Source organism: Pseudomonas sp. GT1P32, from assembly GCF_054897805.1.
Map to the genome: position 1 here is coordinate 6,350,373 of NZ_CM142704.1, position 13,685 is coordinate 6,364,057.

General features: G+C 62.2%; 11 protein-coding genes. 8 read left to right on the forward strand and 3 right to left on the reverse strand.

The window, feature by feature from the left end; translation table 11 throughout:
• Nucleotides 1-47: 47 nt before the first annotated feature.
• The 6 genes from ACYZUC_RS29105 to qhpG all read left to right on the forward strand — a co-directional run bounded on the left by ACYZUC_RS29105 (nucleotide 48) and on the right by qhpG (nucleotide 8,265).
• The gene (locus tag ACYZUC_RS29105; RefSeq protein ID WP_461992048.1) at nucleotides 48-1,277 is read left to right on the forward strand and encodes a Zn-dependent hydrolase; all 1,230 of its coding nucleotides are present in this window, start codon (nucleotides 48-50) and stop codon (nucleotides 1,275-1,277) included.
• Nucleotides 1,278-1,430: 153 nt separating this feature from the next.
• Nucleotides 1,431-2,456, forward strand: a complete 1,026-nt coding sequence (locus ACYZUC_RS29110; RefSeq protein ID WP_461992050.1) for a histone deacetylase family protein — start codon at nucleotides 1,431-1,433, stop codon at nucleotides 2,454-2,456.
• A gap of 233 nt (nucleotides 2,457-2,689) precedes the next feature.
• The gene (locus tag ACYZUC_RS29115; RefSeq protein ID WP_461992052.1) at nucleotides 2,690-4,594 is read left to right on the forward strand and encodes a sigma-54-dependent Fis family transcriptional regulator; all 1,905 of its coding nucleotides are present in this window, start codon (nucleotides 2,690-2,692) and stop codon (nucleotides 4,592-4,594) included.
• The gene (locus ACYZUC_RS29120) at nucleotides 4,594-6,312 is read left to right on the forward strand and encodes an ABC transporter ATP-binding protein (RefSeq protein WP_461992054.1); all 1,719 of its coding nucleotides are present in this window, start codon (nucleotides 4,594-4,596) and stop codon (nucleotides 6,310-6,312) included. Before ACYZUC_RS29115 ends, ACYZUC_RS29120 begins: the two co-directional genes overlap by 1 nt.
• Complete coding sequence (qhpE, locus tag ACYZUC_RS29125) at nucleotides 6,302-6,979, forward strand: subtilisin-like serine protease QhpE (RefSeq protein WP_008027979.1); 678 nt, start codon at nucleotides 6,302-6,304, stop codon at nucleotides 6,977-6,979. The genes ACYZUC_RS29120 and qhpE overlap by 11 nt, the downstream gene beginning before the upstream one ends.
• Complete coding sequence (gene qhpG / locus ACYZUC_RS29130; RefSeq protein ID WP_461992057.1) at nucleotides 6,976-8,265, forward strand: flavin-dependent monooxygenase QhpG; 1,290 nt, start codon at nucleotides 6,976-6,978, stop codon at nucleotides 8,263-8,265. Before qhpE ends, qhpG begins: the two co-directional genes overlap by 4 nt.
• Nucleotides 8,266-8,391: 126 nt before the next feature.
• Here the strand turns inward: qhpG and ACYZUC_RS29135 are convergent, their stop codons facing one another.
• Complete coding sequence (locus tag ACYZUC_RS29135; protein ID WP_008039918.1) at nucleotides 8,392-9,882, reverse strand: aldehyde dehydrogenase family protein; 1,491 nt, start codon at nucleotides 9,880-9,882, stop codon at nucleotides 8,392-8,394.
• 229 nt (nucleotides 9,883-10,111) lie between these two features.
• Entirely contained in the window at nucleotides 10,112-10,834 is a 723-nt protein-coding gene (locus tag ACYZUC_RS29140) for a hypothetical protein (protein WP_461992059.1), read from the reverse strand.
• Nucleotides 10,835-11,036: 202 nt separating this feature from the next.
• Between ACYZUC_RS29140 and ACYZUC_RS29145 the strand changes: the two genes are divergently transcribed.
• The gene (locus ACYZUC_RS29145; RefSeq protein WP_017339917.1) at nucleotides 11,037-11,291 is read left to right on the forward strand and encodes a DUF1652 domain-containing protein; all 255 of its coding nucleotides are present in this window, start codon (nucleotides 11,037-11,039) and stop codon (nucleotides 11,289-11,291) included.
• A 50-nt stretch (nucleotides 11,292-11,341) separates the two neighbouring features.
• On the opposite strand, the gene ACYZUC_RS29150 is transcribed toward ACYZUC_RS29145, so the two are convergent.
• Nucleotides 11,342-11,698 carry a hypothetical protein gene (locus ACYZUC_RS29150; protein ID WP_461992061.1) on the reverse strand — a complete coding sequence of 119 codons (357 nt, stop codon included), beginning with the start codon at nucleotides 11,696-11,698 and terminating at the stop codon, nucleotides 11,342-11,344.
• Nucleotides 11,699-12,043: 345 nt separating this feature from the next.
• Between ACYZUC_RS29150 and peaA the strand changes: the two genes are divergently transcribed.
• On the forward strand, nucleotides 12,044-13,624 hold the full coding sequence (gene peaA / locus ACYZUC_RS29155) for a quinohemoprotein amine dehydrogenase subunit alpha (protein ID WP_461992063.1): 1,581 nt from the start codon (nucleotides 12,044-12,046) through the stop codon (nucleotides 13,622-13,624).
• Nucleotides 13,625-13,685 lie beyond the last annotated feature (61 nt).

A 13,685-nucleotide genomic window follows, 5' to 3' on the forward strand; every position in this document is an offset into this window, starting at 1 on the left:
CCGGCAAGCCGGCTCCTACAGGGATTTGAATTGTCTTGGAGAACCTCATGTTGAAGATTAATGGCGAACGCCTGTGGGCGAGTCTGATGGCGATGGCCGAAATCGGCGCGACCGCCCGTGGCGGCAGTTGCCGACTGGCCTTGAGCGATGAAGACAAAGCAGGTCGCGAACTGTTTGCCCACTGGTGCCGCGAAGCCGGCATGACCCTGAGCGTGGACGCCATCGGCAACCTGTTCGCCCGCCGCGCCGGCACTGACCCGGACGCTGCGCCCGTGATGATGGGCAGCCACCTCGACACACAGCCTGAAGGCGGACGCTTCGACGGCGTGTACGGCGTGCTCGCCGGCCTCGAAGTGGTGCGGTGCCTCAACGACCTCGGCATCCAGACCCGCAAGCCGCTGGAAGTGGCGGTGTGGACCAACGAAGAAGGCGCGCGCTTCACCCCGGCGATGTTTGGCTCGGCGGTGTTCACCGGCATCATGCAATTGGACGCGGCGCTGGCGGTGCGGGATGTCGATGGCATCAGCGTCGGTGATGAGCTGAAGCGTACCGGTTATGCCGGCGAGCGTCCGTTGGGCGGCGCGGTGGATGCGTATTTTGAAGCCCACATCGAACAAGGCCCGATCCTTGAAGACAACGCCAAGAGCATCGGCGTGGTCAGCGGCGGCCAGGCGATTCGCTGGCTCGACGTGCGGGTCGAAGGCATGGCCGCTCACGCAGGCACTACGCCGATGCCACTGCGCAAGGACGCGCTGTACGGCGTGGCGCGGATGATTCAGGCGATTGAAAGTCTGGCCACCGATTTCGCCCCGGAGGGCCTGACCACCGTCGGTGAGTTGAGCATCAACAAGTCGTCGCGCAACACCATTCCGGGGTTGGTGAATTTTACCGTCGACCTGCGTCATCACCGCGACGACGCCATCGACGCGATGGAGCAGCAAGTGCGCGCGCGGCTGCAGGCGATTGCCGACGGTCGCGGCCTGAACCTGACGATCACCCCGCACTGGATCAGCCCGGCGACACCGTTCGACGCGGACTGCGTGGCGGCGGTGCAGTACGCTGTGGATGCCCTGGGCTACGCTCAGCAATCGATTGTCAGCGGTGCCGGGCATGACGCGATTCACCTGGCGCGGTTCTGTCCGACGGCGATGGTGTTCATCCCGTGCGTGGGCGGTTTGAGTCATAACGAAGCGGAAGACGTGCTGCCGGAAGACGTGCGGCAAGGCACCGACGTGCTGCTCAACGCCGTGCTGTCCCGCGCCGGTAAAGCTGAATAAACGCCAAACCCCTGTGGGAGCGAGCCTGCTCGCGATGAGGGCGTGTCAGTCGAAGCCAATGTTGTTTGACACACCGCCTTCGCGAGCAGGCTCGCTCCCACAATTGAACATGCCCGGTTTGAAGATTTACGTTAACTGACAGGTATCAATCCCATGCGCAGTTTTTTCCATCCCGAACAATTGCTTCACCATCCACGCAGCTATTACTCCCGCGGACAGATGCGCACGCCGCAGGAAGTGCCGGAGCGTGCGCAGCGACTGGTGCAGGCGTCTCGCTCGCTGGGCTTCAAAGTCGAGCAGCCGGTGGATGCCGGACTTGATCCGCTGCTGGCGGTGCACGGTGCGCCGTACCTGGCGTTTCTCCAGGAAGCGCATCAGCGCTGGAAGGAAATCCCCGAGGATTGGGGCGACGAAGTGATGTCGAACATCTTCGTCCGTGAGCCAAACGCTCTGCGCGGAATCCTGGCTCAGGCCGCACGTTATCTCGCGGATGGCAGTTGCCCGGTGGGTGAACAGACCTGGCGTTCGGCCTATTGGTCGGCGCAAAGCGCAGTGGCCGGGGCGCAGGCGTTGCTTGATGGCGAGCCGGCGGCTTACGCGTTGTGCCGTCCACCGGGGCATCACGCCCGAGCCGAAGCGGCCGGTGGTTTCTGCTATGTGAACAACGCGGCGGTGGCGGCGCAGGTGTTGCGCGGCGGGTTTGAACGCGTTGCGGTGCTCGACACTGACATGCACCACGGTCAGGGGATTCAGGAGATTTTCTACGACCGCGATGATGTGCTGTATGTCTCGGTGCATGGCGATCCGACCAACTTCTATCCGGGGGTTGCCGGGTTTGCGGATGAGCGCGGTGCCGGGGCGGGCGAGGGGTTCAACCTGAACTTGCCGATGGCCCATGGTTCGAGTGAGGCGCACTTTCTTGGGCAACTGGAGGTGGCGCTGGCGGCGGTCAAGGATTTCGCGGCCGAGGTGTTGGTGCTGTCCCTGGGTTTCGACATTTTCGAGCTGGACCCGCAGAGCAAAGTGGCGGTGACGCGGGAAGGGTTTGCGCGGCTGGGTGAGCGGATTCGCAGCCTTGGGTTGCCATGCCTGATTGTGCAGGAGGGTGGGTATCACTTGGAGAGTCTTGAGGACAATGCACGGGCGTTTTTTGTCGGGCCCGAGGTGTGGCAGTTCTGAGCATTGGGTTGTATGGAAGACCGCTTCGCGAGCAGGCTCGCTCCCACAATTGAACGAGTGGAATTGAAGATTTTCGGTCAACACCTGCCATTGTGGGAGCGAGCCTGCTCGCGAAGAACGATAACGCGGTGCAACGGATGAAACACACTTGCCATCGCCCTGACGTTAACGTAAAGATTGCGGCAGGGCGCTGAACTTAAAAAAGCGCAGGGCGGACCGATCCGGAGCGCTTGATGACGCTAATAAAAACAACTTCCCCCAAGCTGCACCGTGAAGCCCGGCTCGCCCGGGAAAAACTCCATCTTGAGGGTGAAGTCCCCGATGGCGTGTTGCGGGCGGAAATCGATGCATCGTGGCGACGCAGCCTCAGCCATGGCGTGCATTTCAACAGCAAACATGAACTGGCGCTGGAATCGAGCGCGAGCCTCGACGTGTTGCTGGCGAACAATCGCCTGCTGATCGACGCGGCATTGCCGGCGATCGATTACCTGGCCGACCGCCAGGGCAAGGAAGGCCTGATCATCCTCGCCAATTCCGACGCGACCATCCTCGCGGTCGAAGGCCGTGCCGATCGCCTCAAGGGCAGCGGCCTGCAAGACATCACCCTTGGGGCTTGCTGGAGCGAAGCCGCTCGCGGCACCAACGCACTGGGCACCGCACTGGTGGAAGCCCGGCCGACGATGATCGATTGCGGCGAGCATTACCTTGATCGCCTGACCGATTTCTCCTGCACCTCAGTGCCGATTTATTGCCCGCAAGGCGACATCCTCGGCGTCCTCGACCTGACCCGCGAAGGCCCGCTCGGCCGCGTTCACGACAGCACCGCGCTGTTGGCCATGGCGGTCAGCCAGATTGAAAGCCGGGTGTTCAACGCCAGTTTCCCTGACCAGATCGTGCTGGCGTTCCACAGCCGTCGGCAGTACCTCGAATCCCCTTGGCAGGGTTTGCTGGCGGTAAGCCTCGGCGGGCAGATTCTTGCGGTCAGCGCCCAGGCGTGTCAGTTGCTCCATGCCGAACGCTCGGCGCTGGTCGGTCGCCGTTGCGAAGAGTTTCTCGGCGTCGATGGCTTGCAACTGTTGTCGCGTTTGCATCAGGGCGGCGTCGGCAGTTTGCAGACCGCCAAAGGCGAATTTTTCTATAAAACCCTGCGCGCACCGCAGCGCTCGATCAACGTCAGCACGCCGCCGCGCAGCCCGGCGAAAACCGCCAAACCTCAACCGGATCTCGATTCCCTGGCCGGCAGCAACGTCCGTTATGCCCGCGCCCTGCGCATGGCCCGTCAGGGGCTGGCCAACGAGTTGCCGGTGTTGCTGCTCGGCGAAACCGGCACCGGCAAGGAAATGATCGCGCGCGCCTTGCACATGGCCGGCAGCCGCTGCGACAAGCCCTTTGTCGCGGTGAACTGCGCGGCGATCCCCGAAGGCCTGATCGAGTCGGAACTGTTCGGTTACCGTGAAGGCGCGTTCACCGGTTCCCGTCGCGGCGGCATGATCGGGCGTTTGCAACAGGCCCATGGCGGCACGTTGTTTCTCGACGAAATCGGCGACATGCCGCTGGCCTTGCAGGCGCGTCTGCTGCGCGTATTGCAGGACCGTAAAGTCGCGCCTTTGGGCGCTGGCGAAGAACAGGACATCGACGTCGCCCTGATCTGCGCGACCCACCGCGACCTCAAACGTCTGGTCGAAGAAAAACACTTCCGTGAAGACCTGTTCTATCGGGTCAACGGCATCAGCGTGATGTTGCCGGCCCTACGCGAACGCGACGATTTCAGCGCGCTGGTCGGTCGTCTGTTGGCCAGGCTAGACGCACCGGCCATGCTCCTGCATGACGACTTGAACCGCTTGCTCGCGGGTTACCACTGGCCGGGCAACATCCGCCAACTGGAAATGGTCTTGCGCACGGCGCTGGCCATGCGCGAACCGGGGGACACCGTCCTCACCCTCGATCACTTGCCCGACAGCATGCTCGATGAACTGAACGCCAGTGAGCGGCCTGCATCCGGGAGCATTCGCGAAAACGAACTGGAGCTGATTCGCCAGTCCCTGGACAGCCATCAGGGCAACGTCTCGGCCGCCGCCGACGCCTTGGGCATCAGCCGCGCAACCTTGTACCGCAAGCTCAAACAGTTGCGTTCGTGATGCAGCGCCTGATCGTTCGGCTGATCGACAGCCAGAATCCCGAAGCCCTGCAAGCGGCGTTGCGCTGGCTCTACAGCTTTGTGCGCCCGCATCGTCTGGCGATTGCCGGACTGCTCGGTCTGTCGGTCTGCGCCTCGTCGCTGGTGCTGGTGCAACCCTGGCTGACCAAGCTGTTGATCGACGATGGCTTGCTGGCCCGCAACTTCCCCATGCTGGTGCTGATCGCCGGGTTGATGATCGTCGCCGGGCTGCTCGGCACGGCGCTCTCGGGGATCAATCGTTACCTGCACACGCGGCTGTCCGGGCGGATTCTGTTCTCGCTGCGCGACGACCTTTATCGGCATCTGCAAACCCTGTCGCCGAGCTTCTACGGGCAACGGCGCATCGGTGATTTGATGTCGCGCCTCGATGGCGACGTCGCCGAGATCCAGCGCTTCGCCGTGGACTCGCTGTTCTCGGCAGTGTCGAGCGTGATCGGCCTGGTGGTCGCCGTGGCGATGCTGCTGACGTTGTCGTGGAAGTTGTCGCTGCTGGCGTTGGTGCTGATTCCCCTCGACGTGCTCTGGCTGCGCTGGATGCGGCGCAAGGTCGAGCGCGATGTGCGCCAGTTGCGCGAGCGTTCGGCGGACATGTCGTCGTTCATGGTCGAGACCCTGCCGGTGATGAAATTCATTCAGTCGGCCGGTCAGCAGCAACGTGAGTCGCGGCGTCTGGAGGCGTTGGGGCAAGGCTACATGAGTCAATTGCTGCGCCTGCAAGTCACCGAGTTTTTCACCCAGGCGGTTCCGGGCACGCTGACCTCGCTGTCCCGTGCCTGTGCGTTTTTGATTGGCGGTTATTGGGTGGTGCAGGGGACCTGGCAACTGGGCGCGCTGATCGCGTTTTCCACTTATTTGGGCATGGCAGTCGGGCCGGTTCAGAGCCTGCTTGGACTCTACGTGGCGATTCAGCGGATGACGGTCAGTCTCGGCCGCGTTATGGAATTACGCGGTGAAGAACCGACCGTGTTGACCCCCGTTGAACCCCGGCCAATGCCGACCTCTGGCGAACTGCGTTTCGACGACGTGCACTTCAGCCACCCTGGTCGGCCGAGCACCTTGCGCGGCATCGAAGCGCGGATTCCCTACGGTTTGAAAGTCGCCCTGAGTGGCGGCTCTGGCGTCGGCAAATCGACGCTGATCGATTTGCTGCAACGGCATCACGATCCACAGTCCGGGCGGGTGCTGCTCGGCGAGGTCGACCTGCGGGAACTGGACCTGTTCCAGTTGCGCCGGCGGATTGCCGTGGTCAGTCAGGACATCGTGCTGTTTCGCGGCAGCCTCGCCGACAACTTGGCTTACGCCGTGCCCGATGCCAGCCGCGAAGCAATCGCCGAAGTAGCACGGCTGGCGCAACTCGACAGCCTGATCGACTCTTTGCCCGAAGGCCTCGACAGTCCGTTGGGCGAACGCGGTCAGCAGTTGTCCGGCGGGCAGAAACAGCGCATCGCCATCGCCCGGGCACTGTTGCAGGACCCGCTGATTCTGGTGCTCGACGAAGCCACTTCGGCGGTGGATGAAGCCACCGAGCGTGAAGTGATCGAGGCCATTGACCGACTGTTTACCGGACGCACGCGCATCCTCATCAGTCATCGCCCCTCAACCCTGGCCGATGCCGACCTGCGCTTCGAATTGCTCGACGGCGTGCTCACGTCGAAAACGGTGCAGCATGAAGTCTGAACTGCGAATCGGTGTGGTGGACAGCGGCCATTCGGCGGCGCAGCGGGTGCAGGTGATCGCCGGGCGACGGTTCTCGTTGCTGGCGGACGGCCTGGCCGAAAGTGACTTGCGCGACGACCCGCTCGGCCACGGCAGCGCGGTGATCGAAGCCATCAGTCATCGGGCCCCTTCGGCTGTGTTCTGCGTGGCTCAGGTGTTCGACCAGCGTGGCGTCACCAGCGCCTTGCAGATCGCCACGGCGATTGACTGGCTGGTGGCGCAGGACGTACGGCTGATCAATCTGAGCCTTGGTTTGCGCCAGGACCGCAGCCTATTGCGCGAAGCCTGCGCGGCAGCGGTAGCGCAAGGCATTCTGCTGTGTGCGTCGAGCCCGGCGCAGGGCGAGGGCGTGTTCCCGGCGAATTATCCACAGGTGCTGCGAGTGACCGGCGATGCGCGTTGCGCCGAACAGGAATGGTCTTGGCTCAACAGCGCTCAGGCGGATTTCGCGGCGTGCGTGCACGGGACGTATCCGGGGCAGTCCGGTGCCAGTCTGGGCTGCGCGGCGTTGAGCGGGCACATTGCCGGTTTCCTGGTTTCACAGCCCGAGGCGAGCAACGAACAGATCATCGACTGGCTGCGCAAGAATGCCCGTTATCGCGGTCCTGAACGGCGCTTCGGAGCATGATCCTGATTCTGGGTGCGGGGCCGGCGGGGGCGGCGGTTGCCTTGGGCTTGCGACGGCTCGGTTACCCCGTGACGCTGGTCAGCGAGTGGCGCCGGTTCGCCGCGCTGGAAGGCGTTTCGCTGCGGGTGCTGGAGGCCTTGCGCGGTGCCGGTCTGCATCAGGCGCTGGCGGATGCGGCGTTGCCGTCGCAGCGCCAGGTGTCGTGGAACGGTCAGCAGCATGCGCAAAACATCGAATTCCTGCTGGACCGTCCGAGCTTTGATCGAGGTCTGCGCGAGGACCTGCGCCTGGCGGGCGTTGAGCTGATTGAAGGTCGGGTGCTGAGCGTTCAGACCTCGGCTGAGGGACATCGGGTCGAGATCGAAGGGCACGAAGCGTTGGTTGCCGATTTTCTGGTGGAGGCGCGCGGACGCCAGGCACCGGCACTCGGCAAGGGGCTGCGCGGGCCGGAGACGGTCAGCCTGCTCAATCGCTGGCAAGGCGCGCCGGGCAACACCGCCAGTGCCGTGGAAAGCCTTGCGGATGGCTGGGCGTGGATGGCGCGACGGGCGGACGGTCAGTGTTATTGGCAGTGGACGGTGGACGTGGCCAGCGCCGAGCTGCCGGGCAAGGCGCAGTTGCTCGAATACTGTCGCCAGCAGCGCCAGGGTTCCTCGTTGGCGCGTGAGTTCTTTGGTGTCGAACATGAGGTCGATCTACAGCTGCACGCCCGCAGCAGCACCGCGATTCTGAGCCCGCAGGTGTGCGGCGAAAACTGGATTCGGGTCGGCGATGCGGCGATGGCGGTGGACCCGCTGTCGGGCAATGGCATCTTTCAGTCCTTGTCCTCGGCGTTGCAGGCGCCGACGGTGATCAACACGTTGTTGCGAAAACCTGAGCGGGCGGCGTTGGCCCAACGTTTTCATCAGCAGCGGGTAGAGCAGTTGTTTTTGCGTTTTGCGCGGATCGGGCGGGATTTTTATGCCGATGAGCAGCGTTGGCTGGATCAACCATTCTGGCAGGCGCGGCGGCAGTGGCCGGATGCCGAGGTGGCGCATGCCGAGGCGGATTTTGCTGCGCTGCGGATCGAGCGGGCGCCGGTGTTGAAGGATGGGTTTGTGGATGAGGCCGAGGTGGTGATCACAGCGGATCAGCCGTTGGGGATCTGGCATGTGCAGGGGGTTGAGTTGGCGCCTCTTGTGCGGCGGTTGCGCACTGAACCGGCGGAACAAGCATTAGCCGGGTTGACGATGGAGCAGGGCAGGATGGTTCGCAGTTGGTTGTTGGGGCAGGGGTTCAAGCCCTGAATTTGTGGTGACTGGGCTGGCCTCTTCGCGGGCAAGCCTCGCTCCTACAAGGGCGCGAAAACCTGTAGGAGCGAGCGATGCGGCGATCCGACTTGCCCGCGAAGGCGGCCTAAAGAACGCTGAAAATCAAAGCTTGATCAACACCGACTTCAACTCGGTGTAATGCTCAATCGCCGCATACCCCATCTCCCGCCCGACCCCAGACATCTTGTACCCGCCAAACGGCAGCGCCGGGTCCAGGGCGCTGTGGCAATTGACCCACACCGAACCGGATTTGATCCGCGGGATCATCCGGTGCACCGCCGCCAGATCATTCGACCAGATGCTCGCGCCAAGCCCATAGGGACTGTCGTTGGCCATGCGCAACGCATCGGCTTCATCATCAAATGGAATGGCCACCAGCACCGGCCCGAAGATCTCTTCCTGCACCAGCGAGTGCTTCTGGTCGACATCAACGATCACTGTCGGTTTGACGAAGAATCCCGGCCCGAATTGTTCACCGCCGCAGGCAATCGTCGCTCCGCTTTCCCGACCCTTTTCGATGTACCCGTAAACCCGTTCCTGCTGGCGCGCCGAGATCAGCGGCCCCATCTCGACACTCGGGTCCAGCCCGTTGCCGAGCTTCATGGCGTTGGCAATGTCGGCGATGTCCGCCACCACATTGTCGAAATGCTTGCGCTGCACATACAGCCTCGAACCGGCACAGCAGACCTGACCCTGGTTGAAGAAAATCGCACTGGCAGCGCCTGCGGCAGCGGTCTTCAGGTCGGCGTCGGCCATGACGATGGTCGGCGATTTGCCGCCCAGTTCCAGGGTGACGCGGGTCATGGAATCCATGGCGATCTTGCCGATCTGCTTGCCGACGGCGGTGGAGCCGGTGAAGGTCAGCTTGTCCACCAGCGGGTTGTGGGTCAGCGCCGAACCGGCGGTGATGCCAGTGCCGGTGACCACGTTGAACACGCCTTCGGGGTAACCCGCTTCCAGCACCAGTTCAGCGAGTTTCAAGGCGGTCAGCGGGGTTTCGTCGGCGGGTTTGAGCACCACGGTGCAACCGGTGGCCAGGGCCGGGCCGAGTTTCCAGCAGGCCAGCAGCAGCGGGAAGTTCCAGGCGACGATAGCGCCGACCACGCCCACCGCTTCGCGACGAATGAAACTGTGGAACTGATCGTTTGGCATCAGCGGCAACGACACTTCCACGCTGGAACCTTCGATCTTGGTCGCCCAACCGGCCATGTAGCGCAGGAAATCGATGGACAACTGAACGTCCATTACCTGGGCCACCGCCGCGCTCTTGCCGTTGTTCAGGCATTCCAGCTGCGCCAGCAGTTCGGCGTCGCGTTCCATCAGGTCAGCGAGTTTCCACAGCAAATTCTGCCGCTCGCGGGGGCGGGTGCGGGTCCAGGCGGAATCATCGAACGCCTGACGCGCCGCGAGCACCGCACGGTCAACGTCTTCGGGCGTGGCCCGCGGCACCACGCACAGCACTTCGCCGGTGGCCGGGTTGTGCAGTGGCATGGTCTGACCGTCGGCAGCCTCGACCCAGTCGCCGCCGATAAGCATGCGCGGGGCGCGCTGGATGAACGCCGAGGTGGCGGGAAGCAGGTAGGGGAGCGTCATGGCGAGGCCTCTTGTTGTTCGTGAGAACGAGGCTTTCGCAATGGCTGTGCCAACTGTCCGGAAGGGCCGGACAGCCCTTTGGTGGCGGGCGTGGGATGAAATTCGGGGCCGTCGGGTTCTGTCGTGTTGTCGCAAATCGCGACGGCGACTGAGATTCAAGAGACGGGTTTTGCAGCTCAGGCCAACGATGTGACCTGAGCTGATTCGGGCAATCCGGGCCTGTTTGGAATCAGGCTTTCACGTCGACTTTATTGCGCTCGGCCAGCATCACCGTTTCCGTCTCCTGCGTCATCCGCTCGCCTTTACTCCACAACTGGGAAGAGAAGAAGCCGTTGAGGGTTTCAGCGTTTGGCACCGAGCCTTTCTTCAAGAACAGGGCGCCCAGATCGATGGTGCTGGCGAAGTTCTCCTTGTTCAGGTTGTACCCGCCCACGTAGCTGCCACCCCATACGGAGTCGGCGGCCACCAGATCGATGGAGGCGTCGCGGTAACTGCTCGCTGCCGATTTCAGCGAACTGGAGGCATTCAGCAGATTGTTCAGCCGATTCATATCGGAAGAGCTGAGCTGGCCTGAACTGTTGAGGGCTTTGAGGCTTCCATCCGCTTGAATGGTGAAGCCAAATTTTTTGTCGGCGAGATCCGGATAGGCGTGGGCCAACGCTGACTGGAACTCTTCGAAGGAGTATTTCAGCGATTGATGGGCGTTTTTGTGCCGCTCGGCAACCTGCGGGAAGTCAGGTGACTGGGATCGACCGATCCAGGTCTCGATCGATTCCATGGTCGGACCGGGTGCCGGGGCTTCATCGCTTGGATGGTAAATCGCTGCCGGATTGATGTTGACCGCTGTTTTCAGCAGGTCTTCACTCAGCGTTTTCGCGGTCAATGGTTGGCTGGACTGGCTGAGCTGAGCGGCCGATGGCTGGATCAAGGCTGCGTTCAAAGAAATTGCCATATCGTCATTCCCTTAACGTTTGGTGTAGGCAGGTTATCGACGCAAAGCGCGATAACTTGAGCGCCGATGACCACCCGTCGAGACGACGAGCAACCGGGTTGCGCCCTTGAGCCCCTCACTTTTGGGGAATAGAATTTTCAGGCTCGGTGGTGAAATGACGGAGTATTTCCCCTGCTATACATCTGGCGTAAGGGAGGTTGCGATGTTCCTTTCAACCCTGGAAATTCAAAGCATCATCGAACACAGTTTTCTACCCGCCGTCTGCACCTGCAACATGGAAGCGGACCAGTCCCTGACGATCCGGGTCTGTGACTGCATGACGGGCAAAGTGGACCTGATCGCCACCCACGTTCCGGTATGGACACTGGACAGTCCCCATGCCATCGCCACGCTGGTGGCGGACATGCGCCAGGAAATCGAGGCGCACAAGAGCATTCATCCCACCTATTCCATCTGAACCGACGTCAAGCCGCACCGTTGAAGGCCGGTGCGGCCCGCGCCCGGCAATCAGGCTGCTATTTTCCGGGAAATCTCGTCGAATGTGTTGCCATCCACGGCGGCCAGCAGTTTTTTGTTGTCTTTCAGCGTTGCCAGAAAGGTCACTTCGGTTTCTTTTCCGGCCAGCATGAAACCGGCAATAGCGCCGATGGGCCCCAGCAGCATGGCGCCGGCGACGCCGAAGCCGATGGCGTCCTTGATGTTGTTGATCGACTCTTCGTTGGCGACTTCCACGCTTTTGAACGAGGAGAGTGGCAGGGTGATGCCGGGCCACGGGTGAAGCGACGTTCTCAAGGTGAAAACGCCGTCTCTGTACTCTCCGTCACCCTGCAGAAAGTCCCCCGCCAGGACAGTGATGTTTGCCATTTCGTTATCCCCTGAACGGCAATTGGTGAACAACCATTTCGCCCCCGCACGGGACTGTCGTCAATCGTCGGGCGATGAGCTGTCCCGGTTAAGGCATCTATGCTTGTCTCAGACTGCAACAACTGTCGCGATATTAGACGCACGCGCTCTCGATCAAGCATGGCCAATCGCAGTCAACTTCACGCAAGCGCTTGATAAAAAAGGTAATCGGCAAGCTGGCACGCTCCGTGTATTGCTCATCGCAGACGTTTCTCTTGCCTCCGTCTGCGGTGCGCCGCCGGCGGCAGAAACCATAAAAACGATAAGCCACAAAAATAAGAAAGCACCGTGCGAGGTTCGACGTTGATGAAGAGAAAACTCCGATCAGGCCTGAGCGTCAGTCTGCTGGCCGTGGCCGCCTGTGTGGCGCTGCATTCGCCTGACAGCCTGGCAGCCCGCGACGCCCAGACCATCCTCAAGGAAACCTGTCAGGGCTGTCACACCCCTGAAGCCGAAAACGCCCTGAGCCGCATGAGCCACCAGCGCAAAACCCCGGAAGGCTGGCTGATGAGCATCGCCCGGATGCAGACCATGCACGGTTTGCAGATCAGCGATGACGACCGCCGTACGCTGGTCAAATACCTGGCCGACACCCAGGGCCTGGCGCCGAGCGAGACGGACGGCGTGCGTTACGCGCTGGAGCGTCGACTCAATACCGTCGAGAAGTTCGACGACCAGACCAGCCAGATGTGCGGTCGCTGCCACTCCGGTGCGCGGGTCGCCTTGCAACGGCGCCCGGCCCAGGAATGGGAGCGCCTGGTGAACTTCCACCTCGGTCAATGGCCGTCCCTCGAATACCAGGCGTTGGCCCGCGACCGCGACTGGTTCGACATTGCCCGCAAAGACATGGTGCCGCTGTTGGCCAAGCGTTATCCGCTGGACAACCCGGCCTGGAAAAAATGGCTGAGCGCAGCACCCAAAGCCGAAGCGTTTGCCGGTGACTGGAGCTTCAGCGGCCACTTGCCGGGCAAAGGTGAACTGGCCGGGGTGATGAGCGTGACCACCGCTGGCGATGACACCTTCAAGGTCAGCGTCAAAGGCCAATACGCCGACGGCACGCCGTTCAATGGCGACGGCAGCGCGATTCTCTACACCGGCTACGAATGGCGCGGCAACGTGACCATCGACGGTGTGACCATGCGCCAGGTGTTCGCCGCCCAAGGCAATGCGATGCAAGGCCGGATGTTCGAGGCCGAGCACGATGAGCGGGGGCTGGACTTCGTCGCGGCCAAGCAGGGCAGCAGTCGTTTGCTGGCCGTTCAACCGGGTTACTTGAAGGCTGGCGCCGAAACGGAAGTCACTCTGATCGGTAGCGGTCTCAGCGGTAAACCGAACTTCGGCAAAGGCGTGGAAGTGGTCGAAGTGCTGGAGCAAAGTCCGCAGCGTATTCGCGTCAAGCTCAAGGCTGCCGCCAACGCCCAACCGGGGCTGCGCAACGTCACCGTCGGCGCGCTGAAAGGCCCGACCCTGTCGGTCTACAGCAAAATCGCCGAAGTCAAAGTCGTGCCCGAGTTCTCGGTGGCGCGGATCGGCGAGGGCGGTGGTTCGACGCCGAAAGTCCAGGGCCGTTTTGACGCCGAAGCCTGGGGCAAGGGCGCTGACGGCAAACCGTATCGCATCGGCGTGTTCCCGGCGCAATGGAAAGTCGAAGCCTTCGACGACCGCGCCAAGGAAGACGAAGACGTCAAGTTCGCCGGCACCATGCAGGCTGACAGCGGCGTGTTCACACCGGGCGATGCCGGGCCGAACCCGCAACGCAAAATGTCCACCAACAATGCCGGCAACCTCAAGGTGATCGCCGCCGTCGACGACGCAGGGAAATCCCTGACCGGCGAGGGCCACATGATCGTCACCGTGCAACGCTGGAACAATCCACCCATTCCATGAGTTGGCTGACCGTTAACCGTTTCAGACACTTTTTGGAATGACCGCAGGCCTCGTAAAAGAG

Coding starts and splice junctions, on each gene's coding strand:
- qhpG (WP_461992057.1), top strand. CDS start 6,976: ATGATCCTGATTCTGGGTGCGGGGCCGGCGGGGGCGGCGGTTGCCTTG.
- ACYZUC_RS29110 (WP_461992050.1), top strand. CDS start 1,431: ATGCGCAGTTTTTTCCATCCCGAACAATTGCTTCACCATCCACGCAGC.
- qhpE (WP_008027979.1), top strand. CDS start 6,302: ATGAAGTCTGAACTGCGAATCGGTGTGGTGGACAGCGGCCATTCGGCG.
- ACYZUC_RS29115 (WP_461992052.1), top strand. CDS start 2,690: ATGACGCTAATAAAAACAACTTCCCCCAAGCTGCACCGTGAAGCCCGG.
- ACYZUC_RS29140 (WP_461992059.1), bottom strand. CDS start 10,834: ATGGCAATTTCTTTGAACGCAGCCTTGATCCAGCCATCGGCCGCTCAG.
- ACYZUC_RS29135 (WP_008039918.1), bottom strand. CDS start 9,882: ATGACGCTCCCCTACCTGCTTCCCGCCACCTCGGCGTTCATCCAGCGC.
- ACYZUC_RS29145 (WP_017339917.1), top strand. CDS start 11,037: ATGTTCCTTTCAACCCTGGAAATTCAAAGCATCATCGAACACAGTTTT.
- ACYZUC_RS29105 (WP_461992048.1), top strand. CDS start 48: ATGTTGAAGATTAATGGCGAACGCCTGTGGGCGAGTCTGATGGCGATG.
- ACYZUC_RS29150 (WP_461992061.1), bottom strand. CDS start 11,698: ATGGCAAACATCACTGTCCTGGCGGGGGACTTTCTGCAGGGTGACGGA.
- ACYZUC_RS29120 (WP_461992054.1), top strand. CDS start 4,594: ATGCAGCGCCTGATCGTTCGGCTGATCGACAGCCAGAATCCCGAAGCC.
- peaA (WP_461992063.1), top strand. CDS start 12,044: ATGAAGAGAAAACTCCGATCAGGCCTGAGCGTCAGTCTGCTGGCCGTG.